Origin of the sequence: Cellulosimicrobium cellulans (assembly GCF_001722485.1) — a bacterium.
GTDB lineage: Bacteria > Actinomycetota > Actinomycetes > Actinomycetales > Cellulomonadaceae > Cellulosimicrobium > Cellulosimicrobium cellulans_A.
Window position 1 is genome coordinate 1 of sequence record NZ_LWGL01000072.1, and the last position, 16,344, is coordinate 16,344.

Annotated in this window: 12 protein-coding genes and 1 pseudogene; 5 read left to right on the forward strand and 8 right to left on the reverse strand. The window is 74.3% G+C overall.

Annotated features, from left to right (window positions below):
* Positions 1-3,095 (reverse strand): sensor histidine kinase (locus JZ5iCDA_RS09645; protein WP_171905338.1); only part of this gene is annotated, 3,095 nt, incomplete at its 3' end.
* A gap of 224 nt (positions 3,096-3,319) precedes the next feature.
* On the opposite strand from JZ5iCDA_RS09645, the gene JZ5iCDA_RS09650 reads away from it, so the two are divergent.
* The gene (locus tag JZ5iCDA_RS09650) at positions 3,320-4,297 is read left to right on the forward strand and encodes an NAD(P)H-quinone oxidoreductase (protein WP_069386979.1); all 978 of its coding nucleotides are present in this window, start codon (positions 3,320-3,322) and stop codon (positions 4,295-4,297) included.
* 42 nt (positions 4,298-4,339) lie between these two features.
* A complete protein-coding gene (locus JZ5iCDA_RS09655) occupies positions 4,340-4,999 on the forward strand; it encodes a bacterial proteasome activator family protein (RefSeq protein WP_083259856.1) in 660 nt (219 codons plus the stop codon).
* Here JZ5iCDA_RS09655 and JZ5iCDA_RS09660 read toward each other — a convergent pair.
* From JZ5iCDA_RS09660 to JZ5iCDA_RS09680, 5 genes are all read right to left on the reverse strand, one after another.
* Positions 4,987-5,907: an EamA family transporter gene (locus tag JZ5iCDA_RS09660; RefSeq protein ID WP_069386980.1), complete on the reverse strand. Its 921-nt coding sequence runs from the start codon at positions 5,905-5,907 to the stop codon at positions 4,987-4,989. The two genes, JZ5iCDA_RS09655 and JZ5iCDA_RS09660, sit on opposite strands and share 13 nt — an antisense overlap.
* Before the next feature lie 65 nt (positions 5,908-5,972).
* The gene (locus JZ5iCDA_RS09665) at positions 5,973-6,941 is read right to left on the reverse strand and encodes a carbohydrate ABC transporter permease (protein ID WP_069386981.1); all 969 of its coding nucleotides are present in this window, start codon (positions 6,939-6,941) and stop codon (positions 5,973-5,975) included.
* Positions 6,938-7,927 (reverse strand): carbohydrate ABC transporter permease, encoded by a 990-nt coding sequence (locus JZ5iCDA_RS09670; RefSeq protein WP_069386982.1) that lies wholly within the window; start codon positions 7,925-7,927, stop codon positions 6,938-6,940. The genes JZ5iCDA_RS09665 and JZ5iCDA_RS09670 overlap by 4 nt, the downstream gene beginning before the upstream one ends.
* 150 nt (positions 7,928-8,077) lie before the next feature.
* A complete protein-coding gene (locus JZ5iCDA_RS09675) occupies positions 8,078-9,481 on the reverse strand; it encodes an ABC transporter substrate-binding protein (protein ID WP_083259857.1) in 1,404 nt (467 codons plus the stop codon).
* A 265-nt stretch (positions 9,482-9,746) separates the two neighbouring features.
* Positions 9,747-10,763 carry a LacI family DNA-binding transcriptional regulator gene (locus tag JZ5iCDA_RS09680; protein WP_253182036.1) on the reverse strand — a complete coding sequence of 339 codons (1,017 nt, stop codon included), beginning with the start codon at positions 10,761-10,763 and terminating at the stop codon, positions 9,747-9,749.
* Positions 10,764-10,927: 164 nt separating this feature from the next.
* On the opposite strand from JZ5iCDA_RS09680, the gene map reads away from it, so the two are divergent.
* Complete coding sequence (map, locus tag JZ5iCDA_RS09685) at positions 10,928-11,719, forward strand: type I methionyl aminopeptidase (protein ID WP_069386985.1); 792 nt, start codon at positions 10,928-10,930, stop codon at positions 11,717-11,719.
* A 24-nt stretch (positions 11,720-11,743) separates the two neighbouring features.
* Here map and JZ5iCDA_RS09690 read toward each other — a convergent pair whose 3' ends face one another.
* Positions 11,744-12,541, reverse strand: coding sequence for an HAD family hydrolase (locus tag JZ5iCDA_RS09690; protein WP_069386986.1), 798 nt, complete (start codon positions 12,539-12,541; stop codon positions 11,744-11,746).
* Positions 12,538-13,821 carry a serine--tRNA ligase gene (gene serS, locus JZ5iCDA_RS09695; RefSeq protein ID WP_069386987.1) on the reverse strand — a complete coding sequence of 428 codons (1,284 nt, stop codon included), beginning with the start codon at positions 13,819-13,821 and terminating at the stop codon, positions 12,538-12,540. The genes JZ5iCDA_RS09690 and serS overlap by 4 nt, the downstream gene beginning before the upstream one ends.
* Before the next feature lie 74 nt (positions 13,822-13,895).
* Between serS and JZ5iCDA_RS09700 the strand changes: the two genes are divergently transcribed.
* Together JZ5iCDA_RS09700 and JZ5iCDA_RS09705 are read left to right on the forward strand one after the other, a co-directional pair.
* Complete coding sequence (locus JZ5iCDA_RS09700) at positions 13,896-15,044, forward strand: diacylglycerol/lipid kinase family protein (protein WP_069386988.1); 1,149 nt, start codon at positions 13,896-13,898, stop codon at positions 15,042-15,044.
* 34 nt (positions 15,045-15,078) lie between these two features.
* A pseudogene (locus tag JZ5iCDA_RS09705) lies at positions 15,079-16,344 on the forward strand (hypothetical protein); the annotation flags it as partial.

Below are 16,344 nucleotides of genomic sequence, written 5' to 3' on the forward strand. Positions count from 1 at the left end.
GCGGGCACGTCGGCCGACGCCCGGGGCGCCGTCGACTGCGCCGGCGCGGCCTGCGGCGTGGCCGACGTCCGCGGGCGGCGCCCGAAGATGCCGCGCTTGCGTGCCTGGTTCTCGCGCAGCGACCGGCGCGTCGGCAGGTCCGCCATGAGCTCCTCGAAGCGCGGGAGCGCCTCGAACGTGAGCTCGGCCGGCACCTCCTCCGCCGGCGAGCCGTCGGCCGCGGGGGCGTCGACGACCGGGGTCTGCACCGCGGTGGACTCCGCCGGACGCTCGGGGGCCGGCTCGGGCGACGGGTCGCGCTGCACCAGCGGCACGCGCGCGACCGTCGTCTCGTCGACGGGCGCGGGCTCCCAGGACGCCGCGGCGGGCCGAGGCGTCCAGGCGGCCTCGTCGGGCTGCGGGTCCCACGCGGCCGGCTCGGGCTGTGCCGTCGGCGCCTCGTCCCGCACGACCGCCGTCGCGGGCGCGACCTGCGGCGGCTCGACGTCGTGGTGGTCGGGCTCGACCGCCGGGGTCCACGCCGTGCTCTCCGACGCGGTGTCGGTGGACCAGACCTCCGGCACGACGGTCTCGCCCTGGTGGTCGGGGACGAGCGGGATGTCGGTCGCCGTGACCTCGGGCGAAGGACCTAGGTCGACCGGGTTCGCCGCGGTACCGCGGTCGCCCACCGGGCGGAAGCTGGAGAACAGCGCGCTGCGCGTGCTCACGTCGAGGACGGGCGTCTCGGTCGACTCCGGCTCGACGGGCGCCGCGGCCGCGCGCGAGCGGCTCGGCAGGCTGTTACCGGCCGGCGCGACCTCCGAGGGCGGCGTCCACGCGTCGCCGACGGCCGGGATCTCCTCGGGGAGGGCGGGCGTCGCCAGCGGGGGCAGGACGATCGCACCGGTCTGCGGCCCCGACGCGAACGACGCGCTCGGTGCGGAGGCCGCGGGGTCCACGGTGCGCGAGCGGCGCCGGGGCATGCCCGTCTGCGTCGTGCCGTCGGTGAGCGCGGCGATGTCCACCGGCTCGGCCACGGGGGCCTCCGGGGCGACCGGGACGGGTGCGGACGGGGCGGGCGTCGACGGCGCGGACGCGACCGGGACGGGCTGCGACGCAGCCGGGGGCAGCTGCGGCGCGGGCTCGGCGGCGACGGCCGGGAGCACTCCCGTGCTGGTGAGCTGCTGCGCGGCGGCCTGCGTGCCCGCCTCCAGCGGGTCGGTCGGCTGCGGGAGCGGCACGTGGGAGTCGGCGACGAAGAGGACGGCCGGGAAGGACACCGTGACCTCGGTGCCGTTGCCGCCCGCGCCGGCCGCGAAGCGCACGCGCGCGCCGAGGCGGTCGGCCAGGCGCCCGACCACGAAGAGGCCGAGGCGCTGCGCGCCGACGACGTCGGACGCCGCGTGCGAGGCGACCTTGCGGTTGGCGTCCTCGAGCTCCTCGGGCGTCATGCCGAGGCCGTGGTCGCGGATCGTGATGTGGACCGCGTGCTCGTCGCGGCCCGTGGTGACCTCGACCGGCGTGTGCGGCTCGGAGAACATCGTCGCGTTCTCGAGGAGCTCGGCGAGCAGGTGCGCCGCGTTGAGCGCGTTGTGGCCGAGCATCAGCGGGTCGACGACGAGGTTGAGCCGGACGCGGTCGTACAGCTCGATCTCGGACGAGGCGGTACGGATGACGTCGGACGCCGGCATGGGCTGGCGCACGCGACGGCCGGAGTCGATGCCCGCGAGGACCAGCAGCGACTCCGCGTTGCGGCGCATACGGGTCGCGAGGTGGTCGAGGCGGAACAGGTTCGACAGGGTCCCCGGGTCCTCCTCGGACCGCTCGAGGTCGTCGAGGAACGCGAGCTGGCGGTTGAGGAGCACCTGGTCGCGGCGCGCGACGTTGACGAACATCTCGGCGATCGAGCCGCGCAGCGCGGCCTGCTCGCGCGCGACCCTGACGGTCGTCGAGTTCACGTCGTTGAACGCGGTGGCGAGCTGGCCGACCTCGTCGGACGACTCGACGGAGATCGGCGCGAGGTCGATCGACGGGCCCTGCCCGGGCACGGCCACCTGCGAGACGAGCTGGGGCAGCCGCTCACGGACGTCCTCGGCCGCGCCCGTCAGGCGGCGCAGCGGGTTGACGATCGCGCGGGCGATGAGACCCGCGACGAGGATCGAGGCGACGATCGCGAGCAGCGTGAGGGCGATCGTGACGATCGCGCTCGTGGTGGCGGCGGTCGAGCGCGCGGACGCCTCGTCGGCCGTCTCGGCGCGCACGTCGTCACGGACCGGGGTCGTCGCGTCGCGGTCCTCCGTGGAGAGCAGCGGCCACGCCTCCACGTCCGAGGCCTGGGCCGACTCCGGGCGCGACGAGGCGACGTTCCGACGCAGCTGCGTGTACGCCACGCCGGCCACCGGCATGTCGTTGTCGATGCCGGGCAGCGCGCGCACGGCGTCCCGGACCTCGGCGGCGAGCGAGTCGCCCGTGGTGAGGAGGACCGCCGCGTTCTGGTTGTCGGCCGTGCTGCTCTGCCCGCGCTGCGCGGCCGTGAGGACCGCGCCGGCGACCGGCAGCTCGAGGGCCTGCTGGGCGAGGAGCTCGTCGAGCAGCACGTACGTCTCGAGGTACTGCGCGAGATCGCGGTCGGGCGTCGTCTCCGCGAGCGTCCGCGGCACGTCGAGCGCCGTGTCGATGAGCTGGGAGTACATGCGGATGCGCTCGTTGCGCCCGAGACCGGTGCGGTCGATCGAGCGCCGCACGATGTCGAGCTCCTCGCGGTCGGCGAGCGTCTCCTCGACGGCCGCGCGGACGCGGGGGTCGAGCGCGGAGAGGTCGAGCTCGCGGTACCGGCGGTCGCGCTGGTCGAGGGCCGCGTCGGTCGTCTCGCGCTGCGCCATCATCTGCTCGCGGGCGCCCTCCTGCGTCCCGAGCGCGTCGACGACGCTGAGCGACCGCTCGGCGGCGATCTCGGTCCCGGCGGCGTCCTGGGCGGCGAGCGCCTCGACCAGCGCACTCGCCTGGCTCGCGTTGCGCGCGGCCGCGATCGACTGGCCCGAGATGACCGCCGCAGCCACAAAGAGGACGAGCACGGGGACGGCAAGGGCCGCGAGGATCTTCCCGCGGACGCTCAACCTGCGGAGCATACGAACCTGCCTCCATGACCCAGATCCACCCGGTTCGGCGTCAGGCGTCGCGGCGTGCGCGCGCGGCCCGGCTCCCCGGTCGTGCGTACTAACTATCGGTGCACATCGCCCGGACGCCTAATCCGCCGGCGACGGCACTGCAGGCGTCGCCGACCCCGCCCCCCTGCCGAGCGAACCGGCGCCTCCGGTGGCCTGCGCGTACGCTCGTCGGTGTGCGAGGCGTCACGATCTCCGGCCCTGGTGGCCCTGAGAACTTAACGGTTTCCGAGCTCCCTGACCAGTCCCCGGGGCCCGACGAGCTGGTCCTGCAGGTCGTCTCCGCTGGCGTGAACCGCGCTGACCTGCTACAACGCGCCGGCTCGTACCCGCCGCCGCCGGGCGCCCCCGACTGGCCGGGGCTCGAGGTCGCCGGGACGGTCGCGAGCGTCGGCGAGCGGGTGAGCGGCTGGTCGGTGGGCGACCGCGCGGTCGCGCTCCTCGAGGGCGGCGGGTACGCCGAGCAGGTGCGCGTCCGGGCGACCCAGGTGCTGCCCGCCCCGGCGGGCGTCGACCTCGTCGACGCGGCCGCGCTCCCGGAGGCCGTGTGCACGGTGTGGAGCAATGTCGTGGACGTCGGACGGATCGCCGCGGGCGAGTGGCTGCTCGTCCACGGCGGCTCGGGCGGCATCGGCACGGTCGGGATCCAGATGGGCGCGGCGCTCGGCGCGCGCGTCGCGGTCACCGCGGGCGGCCGGGAGCGTGCCGACCGGTGCCTCGCGCTCGGGGCGAGCCTCGCCGTCGACCACCGCGAGGAGGACTTCGTCGAGGCGGTCCGCGCGGCGTCCGACGGCCGCGGTGCCGACGTGGTGCTCGACGTGGTCGGCGCGGCGTACCTCGACCGCAACCTGCGCGTGCTCGCGACGAACGGCCGGCTGGTCGTGATCGGGATGCAGCAGGGCGCGCGCGCCGAGCTCGACCTGGGCCGCCTGCTCGCGCGCCGCGCGACGGTCGCGGGCACGACCCTCCGTGCGCGCCCGGCCGAGGAGAAGGCCCGCATCGTGCAGGACGTGCTCACGCACGTGTGGCCGATGGTCGAGGACGGCCGCGTCCGCCCGGTCGTCCACGCGCGCCTGCCCCTCGACGAGGCGGCACGCGCGCACGAGCTCCTCGACTCGGGCGAGGTGTTCGGCAAGGTCCTGCTCGTCCCGTAGGCCGCCGCTGCGGGCGTCGGCCCCAGCCGCAAGACTGGGCCCATGGCTGACGACGCACGCGACCCCCGACCCGACGACGACCGCACCGGACGCCCCGCCGAGCCCGACGCCCCGGCTCCCTCCGACGAGGCGGACGAGGCCGCACCCGACGACGGCCCCGGCCGCGCCACGGTCGTCATGCCCGACGGCACGGGCGTGAGCGTCGTCGAGAGCGACGACTCGACCGACCCCGACCGCAACCCGGCGAGCGTCATCGAGGAGCCCGCGAAGGTCATGCGCATCGGCGGCATGATCAAGAAGCTGCTGGACGAGGTGCGCGACGCGCCGCTCGACGAGGCCGCCCGCTCGCGCCTCGCGGAGATCCACGAGCGCTCGCTCACCGAGCTCGAGGAGGGCCTCTCCCCGGACCTCGTCGAGGAGCTCCACCGCATCACGCTGCCGTTCACCGACGACGCCGTGCCGTCCGACGCCGAGCTGCGGGTCGCCCAGGCGCAGCTCGTGGGCTGGCTCGAGGGTCTCTTCCACGGGATCCAGACGGCGCTCGTCGCGCAGCAGATGGCGGCGCAGGCCCAGCTCTCGCAGATGCGCCGCGCGCTGCCTCCCGGGGCCATGCCGATGAGCCCGACGGGACCCGGCATGCCCGGCCGTCCGGGCGGCCACGACCAGCACGACGGCCGCCCGTCGCCCGGTCAGTACCTCTGACCCTCCGGCGGTTCCACCGGCTCCACCGGATCCCGCGGCGCGGTCGACCGTCGCGCCGTCATGGCGATCGCGCCGGACACGAGGACGAGGCCGGCGAGCTCCGGCAGGGTGGGCACCTGCCGGAGCACGACCGCGCCGACGACCGCCGCCGTCGCGGGCAGGAGGGCGAGCAGCACCGAGAACGTCGCCGCGCTCACGCGCCGCAGGACCAGCTGCTCCAGCGCGTACGGCACCACCGACGAGAACAGCGCGATGCCGGCGACGGCGAGGACGTGCCGACAGTCCCCGAGCACCGGGGCGGCGGCCGGCGCGAGGAACGGCGCGAAGACGAGCGCGCCGAGGGTCATGGCGACGGACAGCGACGTCACGCCCGACCCGGCGACCGCGACGCGCCGGCCGAGCACGATGTACGCCGCCCAGCACGCCGCCGCGACGGCGATCGCGGCGAGCCCCACGACAGCGTCGTCGCGCGGCAGGTCCGACTCGACCGTGACACCGGCGAGCAGCACGACGCCGCCGGCCGCCACCGCGACGGCGCCCCGCTCGCGCCACCCGCGGCCGGTGACGGCGGCGACGGCGACCGGCCCGCAGAACTCGATCGCGACGGCCGTGCCGAGCGGCAGGTGGTCGATCGCGACGTAGAACGCGAGGTTCATCGCCGCGAGGGCGAGCCCGAAGACCGCGACCCACGCGAGGTCGCGCCGCGACCACGGGCGGCGCCACGGGCGTCGCCACGCGAGGAGGAGCACCGCGGACGCCGCGATCCGCAGCCAGCCGACCTCGACCGCGCCCGCGACCGCGAAGAGCCCGACGGCGATCGCCGCGCCGAGGTACTGCGTGAGCCCGGAGACGACGAACAGCGCGGGGACGGGGACCCGCTCGAGGGCGGCGGCGGGACGGACGGGCACCGCACGACTCTACGACCGGGCACGCCGGCGCCGTCCGGCCCGTGGACCGGACGGCGCCGCGCCGGTCAGCCCTTGACCGACCCGGCGAGCAGCCCGCGGACGAAGTACCGCTGCAGCGCGACGAAGACGACGAGCGGGACGATGATCGAGATGAAGGCACCCGCCGTGAGGATGTGCCAGTCGCCGCCGCGCGACCCGGCCATCTCCGCGACGCGCACGGTGAGCGGGTAGGACTCCGTGCTCGCGAACGTCAGGCCGACGAGCAGGTCGTTCCACACCCACAGGAACTGGAAGATCGCGAACGACGCGATGGCCGGCACGAGGAGCGGCAGCAGCACCTGGAAGAAGATCTTCACGTGCCCGGCACCGTCGACGCGCGCGGCCTCGACGAGCGAGCGCGGGATGTCTTTCATGAAGTTGTGGAGCAGGAAGATCGCGAGCGGCAGCGCGAAGATCGAGTGGGACAGCCACACCGTCCAGAAGGTGCCGTTGAGCCCGACGTCGACGTAGTCGCGCAGCAGCGGGACGAGGGCGACCTGCAGCGGCACGACCTGGAGGGCGAAGATCGCGACGAAGAGGATCTCGCGGCCCCGGAACTCGATCCACGCGAACGCGTACGCCGCGAGCAGCGCGAGCGTGATGGGGATGACCACCGCGGGCAGCGTGATGACGAACGAGTTGACGAAGAACGTCGACAGGTCCGCGCCGCTGCCGTAGAGCGCCTGGTCGTAGTTGTCGAGCGTGAACTCCGCCTCGCCGGTGAAGATCCCGGGGATGACCGTCCACCAGCCGCTGCGCCGGATGTCGAGCTCGGGGCGGAAGGACGTGACGAGGAGACCGACCGACGGGATCGTCCACAGGATGGCGATGAGGATCGCGATGAAGGACGCCCACGGGGAGCTGAGCTTGCCCTTGGCGGCGATGGCGCGCTTCTCGAGACGGCTGATCTTGCGCGGGCCGCGGGGGCCCTCGAGCTCGGCCTCGGTCGTGAGGTCGGTCTCGGGGACGACCGGGGGGATCGGGGTGCTGGTCATCGGATCTCCTCGGCGAGCCGCATCTGGCGGACGTTGTAGACGATGATCGGCACGACCAGGACGAAGAGGATGACCGCGAGCGCGGAGCTCAGCCCCTGGTTGTTCTGCCGGAAGGCCTGCGTGTAGAACTCGTTCGCGACGACGTCCGTGCCGAACTGGCCGCCCGTCATCGTCCGGACGATGTCGAAGATCTTGAGCGTCGCCATGGCGATCGTCGTGAGGACGACGACGAGCGCCGGGCGGATGCTCGGGACGGTGATGTACCGGAACATGCCGAGCCCCTTGAGCCCGTCGAGCCGGGCCGCCTCGACGATGTCGTCGGGGATCGCCTTGATCGCCGCGGAGAGCACCGTCATCGCGAACCCGGTCTGGATCCAGATCATCACGGCGATGAGGAAGAACGTGTTCCACGGCTGGCCGATGAGGAACTGCTGGGGCTCGCCGCCGAGCCAGACGATCACCTGGTTGAGCAGGCCGATCTGCTGGACGCCCGGCTGGTTCGGGCGGAACTCGTAGACGAATCCCCAGATGATCGACGCACCGACCATGGAGATCGCCATCGGGAGGAAGACGAGGGCCTTGGCGAACTTCTCGAACCGCGTCCGGTCGACCAGCACGGCGTAGACGACGCCGATGAACGTCGACAGGAGCGGCACGATGACCACCCACAGCGCGGTGTTGCGCAGCACGAGCTGGAACTGGTCCGTCGTGAACGCCGTGACGTAGTTGTCCAGGCCGACGAACTCGTTGCCCCGTTGGTCGAACAGCGAGTTCCAGATCGTGATGAGCGCGGGGCGGACGAGCCCCCACGCCAGCCCGATCACGGCCGGGCCGACGAAGCCGAGGACGACGACCCACCGCGGGACGCGCTTGGGGCGGTCCACCGCGAGGAGGATCGCTCCCATCACGACGACGAACAGCACGATCGCGAGGATCATCAGCCCGAACTTCTCGGCAGGAGAGGTCGGGTCGGTCAACCAGTCCATGGTGGTCTCCGGTCTGCTCGGCCGCGGCGTCGGGGCCCGAGCGTGGTGTGCAGGGTGGACCGCCCACGGGGGGCCCGCCGACCTCGGCGGACCCCCCGTCCGGTCGTGCTCGTGTCAGGTGGACTCAGGCGGACGTCGTGCGCGCCGGCCTCACGACGTCGGCCAGGACGCCTCGATCGTGTCCACGACCTCCTGCGTGTCGGAGCCGGTGAACCAGTTCACCATCCCGGTCCAGAACGTCCCGGCACCCACCTCGCCCGGCATGAGGTCGGACGCGTCGAACCGCACGACGGCGTCGGGGTCGGCGAGGATCTCCGCCGAGAGCCGGTCGAACTCGGTCGCGAGGTTCTCGGGGTCCAGGCCGGTGTTGGCCGAGACCCAGCCACCCTGCGGCGTCGTCTGCGCCTTGGCGTTCGCCCAGTCGGCCGAGGACAGGTAGGTCTGGAACGCCTGGACCTCCGGGCGGTCCGCGAAGGCCGCGACGAACTCGCCGCCGCCCAGGACCGGCTTGATGTCGGTCTGGTTGGTCGGCAGGTAGAACGCGTAGACGTCGCCGTCCTCGGCCACCTCGGTGCCCTCGGGCCACTGCGTCTGGTAGAAGTTCGCCGCGCGGTGCAGCCAGCAGCTGCCGTCGAGGATTGGGTAGCCCGCGTCCGTCCAGGCCGTGGTCGCGATCGAGTCCACGCCGCCGAGGCCGCCGTTGACGTAGGCCGGGTCCTTGAGGATTTCGCCGGCCGTGTCGAACGCCTCGACGATCTGCGGGTCGTTGAACGGGATCTCGTGCGTGTACCACTGGTCGTAGACGTCAGGACCGGCGGTGCGCAGGACGACGTCCTCGATCCAGTCGGTCGCCGGCCAGCCGGTGGCGTCGCCCGACTCGATGCCGGCGCACCACGGGACGGCGCCGGAGTCGGCGATCTGCGCGGTGAGGTCCATCATCTCGTCCCACGTCGTGGGGACCTCGTAGCCCGCGTCCTCGAACATGGACGGCGAGTACCAGACGTACGACTTGACGTTCGAGCCGAGCGGCGCCGCGTAGAACGTGCCGTCGACCGTCCCGTACTGCTTCCACGACTCGCTGAAGAACTCGTCGACGTTCGCGACCGTCTGCTCGGGCGCCGGGACGATCTCGCCCGGGAAGTCGTTGACGATCGTGTTGAGCAGGCCCGGCTGCGGCAGGTACGCGATGTCGGGCGCATTGCCGGCCTGGATCCGGACGAGCAGCTGCGCCTCGAACTCGCGCGAGCCCTCGTAGTTCACCGTGACGCCCGTGCACTCCTCGAACGGCTCGTACGACGCCTCCTGCGTCGCCTGCTCCGGCTCGACGATGGAGGTGTACACCGACACCTCGGTGCCCTCGAGGTCGCCGAACTCCTCGTAGGGCGCGCAGTCGATCTCGGGCGTCGCGGCGGCGTCGCCACCGCCGCCACCGCCGCCGTCCCCGCCGTCACCGCCACCGCCGCACGCCGCGAGGACGAGCGCGAGGCTCGCCCCGCCCGCGGCGACGGCGAACGTCCGACGACGTGCCGTGCCGGACATCGTGCTCCTGGTCATGTCAACCCTCCACCTCGTCGTGTGAGTGCGGACGCCGCGACGTCCCGACCTCGTGGGCCGGGCCTGTCGCCACGTCGGCGAGCGCGACCGCGCTCTCGCCCTACGGACAATGCAAGCGTTTACATCCGCGTTCTGCAAGCACGGGGCGGCTGCCTTCGCGTAACGATTCCGTCACGAGACCCACCTCCCCGAGGGCGCTGCCGCTCCTCGTGGACACGCTCCCACACTCCCCTGCGCCGCGCGCGGCGAGCCACCGGGCGCCCCGCTACGGCGACCGGGAAGGACGTGGCGGCGTCGTGGACCCGCGGCGCACAAGCTCCGTCGCGTACGTCAGCCGCCGCGGTGCCGGGGCGCCGCCGACCATCTCGAGCAGGAGCAGGGCCGCGTCCGCCCCCTGCTGGTACGCGTCCTGCGCGACGGTCGTCAGGCCCACGACCTCGCCCAGGTCGTGCCCGTCGACCCCGATCACCGACAGGTCCTCCGGGACCCGCAGCCCGAGCTCGCGCGCGGCGAGCAGCGCGCCCATCGCCATCTCGTCGGACAGGGCGAACACGGCCGTCACGTCCGGGCGCCGCCGCAGGAGCTCGAGCGTCGCCGCGCGCCCGCCCTCGACGTCGACGTCGCCGTTCACGGCGAGGCCGGGGTCGACGGCGATACCCGCCTCCTCGAGCGCCCGTGCGTACCCGAGCGCGCGCTCGGCCGGCGGGGACCACGACGAGACGGGCTCCTGCACGTCCGTGACGTGCCCGACGACGCGGTGCCCCAGGTCCAGCAGGTGGCGCGTCGCGGCGTACCCGGTCGCGACGTCGTCGAGGCGAACCGTCACCTGGTCGGTCGGGCCGGAGCCGACGAAGGCGAGCGGCCGGTCGAGCCCGACGAGGCAGCGCACCTCGTCCTCGTCGAGCGGGAGCCCCACCACGAGCGTGCCGTCGACGCGGTGCCGCAGGACGTTCGGGTCCACCCGGCGCCGCGGCTCGTCGCGCCGCACGACGAAGGTGTGCAGCAGCACGTCGTACCCCACGTCGCGCAGGGCGCGCTCGGCGCCCTCGATGACGTTGGCGAAGAACCAGCGGTTGACCCACGGCGTGAGCAGGCCGATCGTGCGGGTGCGTCCCGTCGCGAGCGACGACGCCGACGGCGTGGGCACGTACCCGAGCCGCGCGGCCTCCGCGTGCACGCGCCGGCGCGTGGCCTCCGAGACGTTCGGCAGGCCGCGGAGCGCGCGCGAGACCGTCGCCGTGGACACCCCGGCGGCCCTGGCGACGTCGTCGATGCCTGCCACGAGCGCTGATTCTGCCCGCCCGGCCGAGGCCGCGCGACATCCGCGCGACATCCGCGCGGCTGGGGTGTCCCGTGGCAGGACCCGGCCACGCCCGCGCCGGGCGCGGCGGATATCGTGGACCGCGGTCGCGGCCCCGCGACCGCACGACGCACGGAAGGACCACGATGATCGAGCTGAGGACCCCGCGGGAGATCGAGGAGATGCGACCCGCCGGACGGTTCGTCGCCGACGTCCTCACGACGGTCCGCGCCGCCGCGAAGGTCGGCACGAACCTGCTCGAGCTCGACGAGATCGCCCACCGCATGATCCGCGAGCGCGGTGCCGAGTCGTGCTACATCGACTACCACCCGTCGTTCGGCGCGAGCCCGTTCGGCAAGGTCATCTGCACGTCCGTGAACGACGCCGTGCTGCACGGGCTGCCCCACGACTACGCGCTGCGCGACGGCGACCTGCTGAGCATCGACTTCGCCGCGTCGGTCGACGGCTGGGTCTCGGACTCGGCGGTGTCCTTCGTCGTCGGCACGGCCCGGGAGGGTGCGCTCGGCGAGGCCGACCGCAAGCTCATCGAGACCACCGAGCGCGCGCTCGAGGCCGGCATCGCCGCGGCCCAGCCCGGCAAGAAGGTCGGCGACATCTCGGCGGCGATCGCCGACGTCGCGCACGCGGCCGGGTACACCGTCAACACGGACTTCGGCGGCCACGGCGTGGGCCGCACGATGCACGGCGAGCCGCACGTCCCGAACGACGGCCGCCGCAAGCGCGGGTTCCCGCTCAAGCCGGGCCTCGTCATCGCGATCGAGCCGTGGTTCCTCGAGACGACCGACGAGATCTTCACCGACCCCGACGGCTGGACGCTGCGGTCGGTCGACGGCTCGCGCGGCGCGCACAGCGAGCACACCGTGGCGATCACGGAGGCCGGTCCCGTCGTCCTCACCGCGCGCGAGCCGCGCGAGTAGCCCGCGCTCCGCCGGGCCTCGCGGTCAGGACAGGAGCGAGCGCAGGACGGCGACCGCGCCGTCGTCGGCGATAGGTCCCGTGACCTCGTCGGCGGCGGCGCGCACGCGTTCGTCGGCGTGGCCCATCGCGACGCCGCGCGCGGCCCAGCCGAGCATCTCGACGTCGTTGTGCCCGTCCCCCACCGCGACGGTGCGGTGCGGCTGGACGTGCAGCGTGCGGCGCACCTGCTCGAGCGCGGTCGCCTTCGTGACGCCGAGCGGCGCGAGGTCCATCCACGCCGTCCAGCCGACGGCGTACGTGACGTCGTCGAGCCCGAGCTGCTCGACGAGCTCGTGGAACTCCTCGCTCGTGGAGCCGGGCGAGCGCACGACGACGCGCGTCACCTCGCCCGACCACAGCTCGTCGAAGTCGACGACGCGGTGGACGCCGTCGAGCTCGCCGTCGGGGAACAGCTCGTTCATCCGGAACCCGACGCCGACGTCCTCCACGGCGTACCGCGCGCCGGGCAGCCGCTCGCGCAGCAGGCGCAGCGCCGGGCCCGGGTCGAACGTCACGACGTCCTCGAGCACGTAGCCGTCCGGCTCGTCGGGGTCGAGCCGGGCGGTCACCGCGCCGTTCGACGCGACGACCCACCCGCGGTCGATCCCGAGGATCTCCGCCACGGGCGTCATCGCGACGAGCGAGCGCCCCGACGCGAGCACCACGTGGTGCCCGGCGTCGCGCAGCGCGGCGACCGCGTCGCGCACGTCGTCCGACATCTCCTGGTCGTACGACATGAGCGTGCCGTCGACGTCGAGCGCGACGAGCAGCGCCTCCGTCACGCCGTCACCGGCTCGAGCACCTCGAGGCCGCCGAGGTACGGGCGCAGGCCCTCGGGGACGCGCACGGACCCGTCGGCCTGCTGGTGGTTCTCGAGGATCGCGACGATCCAGCGCGTCGTGCCGAGCGTGCCGTTGAGCGTGGCGACCGCCCGCGTCTCGGCCTTGCCGTCGGTCTCGACGCGCTCGCGCACGTTGAGGCGGCGCGCCTGGAACGTGGTGCAGTTCGAGGTCGACGTGAGCTCGAGGTAGCGCTGCTGCGTGGGCAGCCACGCCTCGCAGTCGAACTTGCGCGCCGCGCTCGAGCCGAGGTCACCCGCGGCGGTGTCGATGACGCGGTACGGGAGGTCGACGAGGCGCAGCATGTCCTCCTCCCAGCCGAGGAGGCGCTGGTGCTCGGCCTCGGCGTCCTCGGGCGCGACGTAGGAGAACATCTCCACCTTGTGGAACTGGTGGACGCGGATGATGCCGCGCACGTCCTTGCCGTGCGAGCCGGCCTCGCGCCGGTAGCACGCGCTCCAGCCGGCGTAGCGGCGCGGGCCGGCCGACAGGTCGAGGATCTCGTTCGCGTGGTAGCCGGCGAGCGCGACCTCGCTCGTCCCGACGAGGTAGAGGTCGTCCTTCTCGAGCCGGTAGATCTCGTCCGCGTGCGCGCCGAGGAAGCCGGTGCCCTGCATGACCTCCGGGCGCACGAGCGTCGGGGTGATGACGGGCGTGAACCCGGCCGCGACGGCACGGTCCATCGCCGCGTTGAGGATCGCGAGCTCGAGCCGCGCCCCCACGCCGGTGAGGTAGTAGAACCGCGCCCCGGAGACCTTCGCGCCGCGCTCGGTGTCGATCGCGCGCAGCCCCTCGCCGAGGTCGAGGTGGTCGCGCGGCGCGAACCCCTCGGCGGCGAAGTCGCGGATCGTGCCCTCCTCGCGCAGGACGACGTAGTCCTCCTCGCCCCCGGCGGGCGCCCCGGCCACGACGTTCGAGATCCGGTACAGCAGGCCCTTGAGCTCGCCTTCCGCGTCCGCGGCGTCCTTCTCGCGCGCCTTGACGTCCGCGGCGAGCTCCTTGGTGCGGGCGAGCAGCGTCGCCTTCTCGTCCCCCTTCGCCTGGGCGACCTGCTTGCCCAGCGCCTTCTGCTCCGCGCGCAGCACCTCGAACGCGGACAGCGCGGCGCGGTGGCGCGCGTCGGCGTCGAGCGCGGAGTCGACGAGCGCGGGGTCGTCGCCGCGCGCGACCTGGCTGGCTCGGACGGTGTCGGGGTTGTCGCGCAGGAGGCGGAGGTCGATCACGCGAGCAGCCTAACGAACGGGCCCGCGCCCGCCCTGGCGACGTCCCCGCCCGGCACGGCGACTACCGTGTCGGCATGTCGTGGGAGCTGTGGGTCGCGCTGGCGGCGCTCGCCGTCGCCGTGGTCGCGCTGGTGGTCGCGCTCGGCCTGCGCGCCCAGCAGGCGCGGTCGCGCCGTGCGGCTGGGGCCGCCGGGCCCACGCCCGGAGGTCCCGTCGAGGACGACTCGCGCGAGCTCGTCGCGTTCGTGGCCAACCCCTCCAAGCCGGACGTCGACGGGCTCGAGGCGGTCGTGCGCGCCGCGTTCGCCGACGCCGCGCTGCCCGACCCCCTGTGGCTCGAGACGACGGTCGAGGACCCCGGGATCGGGCAGACGCGGGAGGCGCTCGCCCGCGGGGCGGACGTCGTCGTGGCCGTCGGCGGCGACGGCACCGTGCGCGCCGTCGCCGAGGGCATGGTGGGCAGCGGCCGGACGATGGCGCTCGTGCCGCTCGGCACGGGCAACCTCCTCGCGCGCAACCTCGACCTGCCCGTCGGCGACCCGCGCGCGGCCCTGCGCGTCGTCCTCGCCGGGGTCGACCGGCCCGTGGACGTCGGCTGGGTGCGCGTGCTGCGGTGGGCCGAGGGCGCGGGCGGCAGCGAGGACCGCATCCCGCCGCTCCCGGTGCGGGCCGGCGACGCCCCGGCGAGCAGCACCACGAGGGAGCACATCTTCCTCGTCATCGCGGGGCTCGGGTTCGACGCCGCGATGGTCGCCGACGCCGACGACGTCCTCAAGGCGAAGGTCGGCTGGGTCGCGTACTTCGTCGCCGGGATCCGGCACCTGCACGGGCGGCGCATGCGCGCGCGCATCCAGCTCGACGACAAGCCCGCCGTCGACGCCCGCCTGCGCTCGGTGATGATCGGCAACTGCGGCCGCCTGCCCGGCGGGATCACGCTCCTGCCCGACGCCGTCCTCGACGACGGCGTGCTCGACGTCGCGGCGGTCGACACCCGCGGCGGCCTCGCCGGCTGGGCGCAGCTCTTCGGCGAGGTCGTGATGCAGGGCTTCGGCGTGCGCAGCGAGCTGCCCGCGAAGATCGGCCGGATCGACCACGCGAAGGCGCGGCGCGTGCGGGTGCGGGTCGAGGGCGGCGAGCAGGCGCAGGTCGACGGCGACGTGCTCGGCCAGGCGGTGGAGCTCGAGGCGCGCGTCGACCCCGGGGCGCTCGTCGTCCGCAGCTGAGAGCCGCCCGCCGAGGCCCCCGTAGGCTGGACCGGTGACGCTCCCGGCCGCCAGCACCCCCTGCCCGCGCCGCGTCCCCGCACGCGGGGACCGCGTGCGCGCGAGGGCGGCGCGCGCCGTCCTCGCCCTCCTGGCGGCGGTGCTGCTCGGTGTGCCGGGCGTCGCCGGACCGGCCGCGGCGTCCACCGACGAGCCCGCCCCGGCCCCGGTGCAGGCCGAGCCCGAGCCGGTCGTCGTCGTCGCCGTCGCGGGCCTGTACTGGAGCGACGTCTCGCCGTCGGCGACGCCGACGCTGTGGTCGATGATCCGCACGGGGTCGGTCGCCTCGATGAACCTCGGGCGCACGACGTGCACGACCGACGCGTGGCTCACGCTGTCCGCGGGGCAGATGATCTCGACCGCCGACCCGGCGGACGCCGAGGTGCCGGGAACCCCCGCCGGTCCCGGCACGACGACCGAGGACGTGCCCGGCCCCGGCTGCCCGCCGGTCCCCGCCACGGCCGCGGCCACGGCCGAGCCGGCCCCGACGGTCGTCCCCGGGTGGGACGCGCTCGTCGCGCCCACGGACGAGACCGCACCCGTCACGACGACCCACCACGGCCCGGGCACCCTCGCCGCGCGCCTCGCGCCCACGGGCGTGTGCGCGACGGCCGTCGGGCCCGGCGCGGCGCTCGTCCTCGCCGACGAGACCGGCCACGTCGCGCGCTACGTCCCCGACCTCGCGTCCCTCCCGGACGGCGAGGTCGCGGAGTGCGACGTCACCGTCGTCGACCAGGGCGAGGTCGTCGAGTCCGCCGCGGGCCGCGGAGAGAGCCTCGCGGAGCTCGACGAGGCGCTCGGCCGCGTCATGGCGGAGACCGAGCCGGGCACGCGGGTGCTCGTCGCGGGCATCTCCGCAGGGCCCGTGGGCGAGCCCGGCCTGCAGGTCGTCGTCGACTGGCGGCGCGGCGAGCCGACCGGCCGCTGGCTGCACTCGCCGAGCACGCAGAAGGACGGCATCGTCCAGCTCGTCGACCTCACGGCGACCGTCGTCGCCGAGGCCGGCGGGAGCACGGAGGGCCTCGACGGCGCCGCGCTCGGGCTCGGCGAGACGCGGCGCATGGACGTCGCGCGCACGGTCGAGAACCGCCAGTACCTCAACGTCCTCACGAGCACGATCCCCGCGCTCTACCCGGTGCTCGTCGGCCTCCTCGTCGCGACGCTCGTCGTCACGCTCGGCGGCGTGCTGTGGGTGCGCCGCGCGGCCGCCCGGCGCGGCCAGGCCCCGCGCCCGGGCACGGCGGGCCGCCGTCTGGTCTCC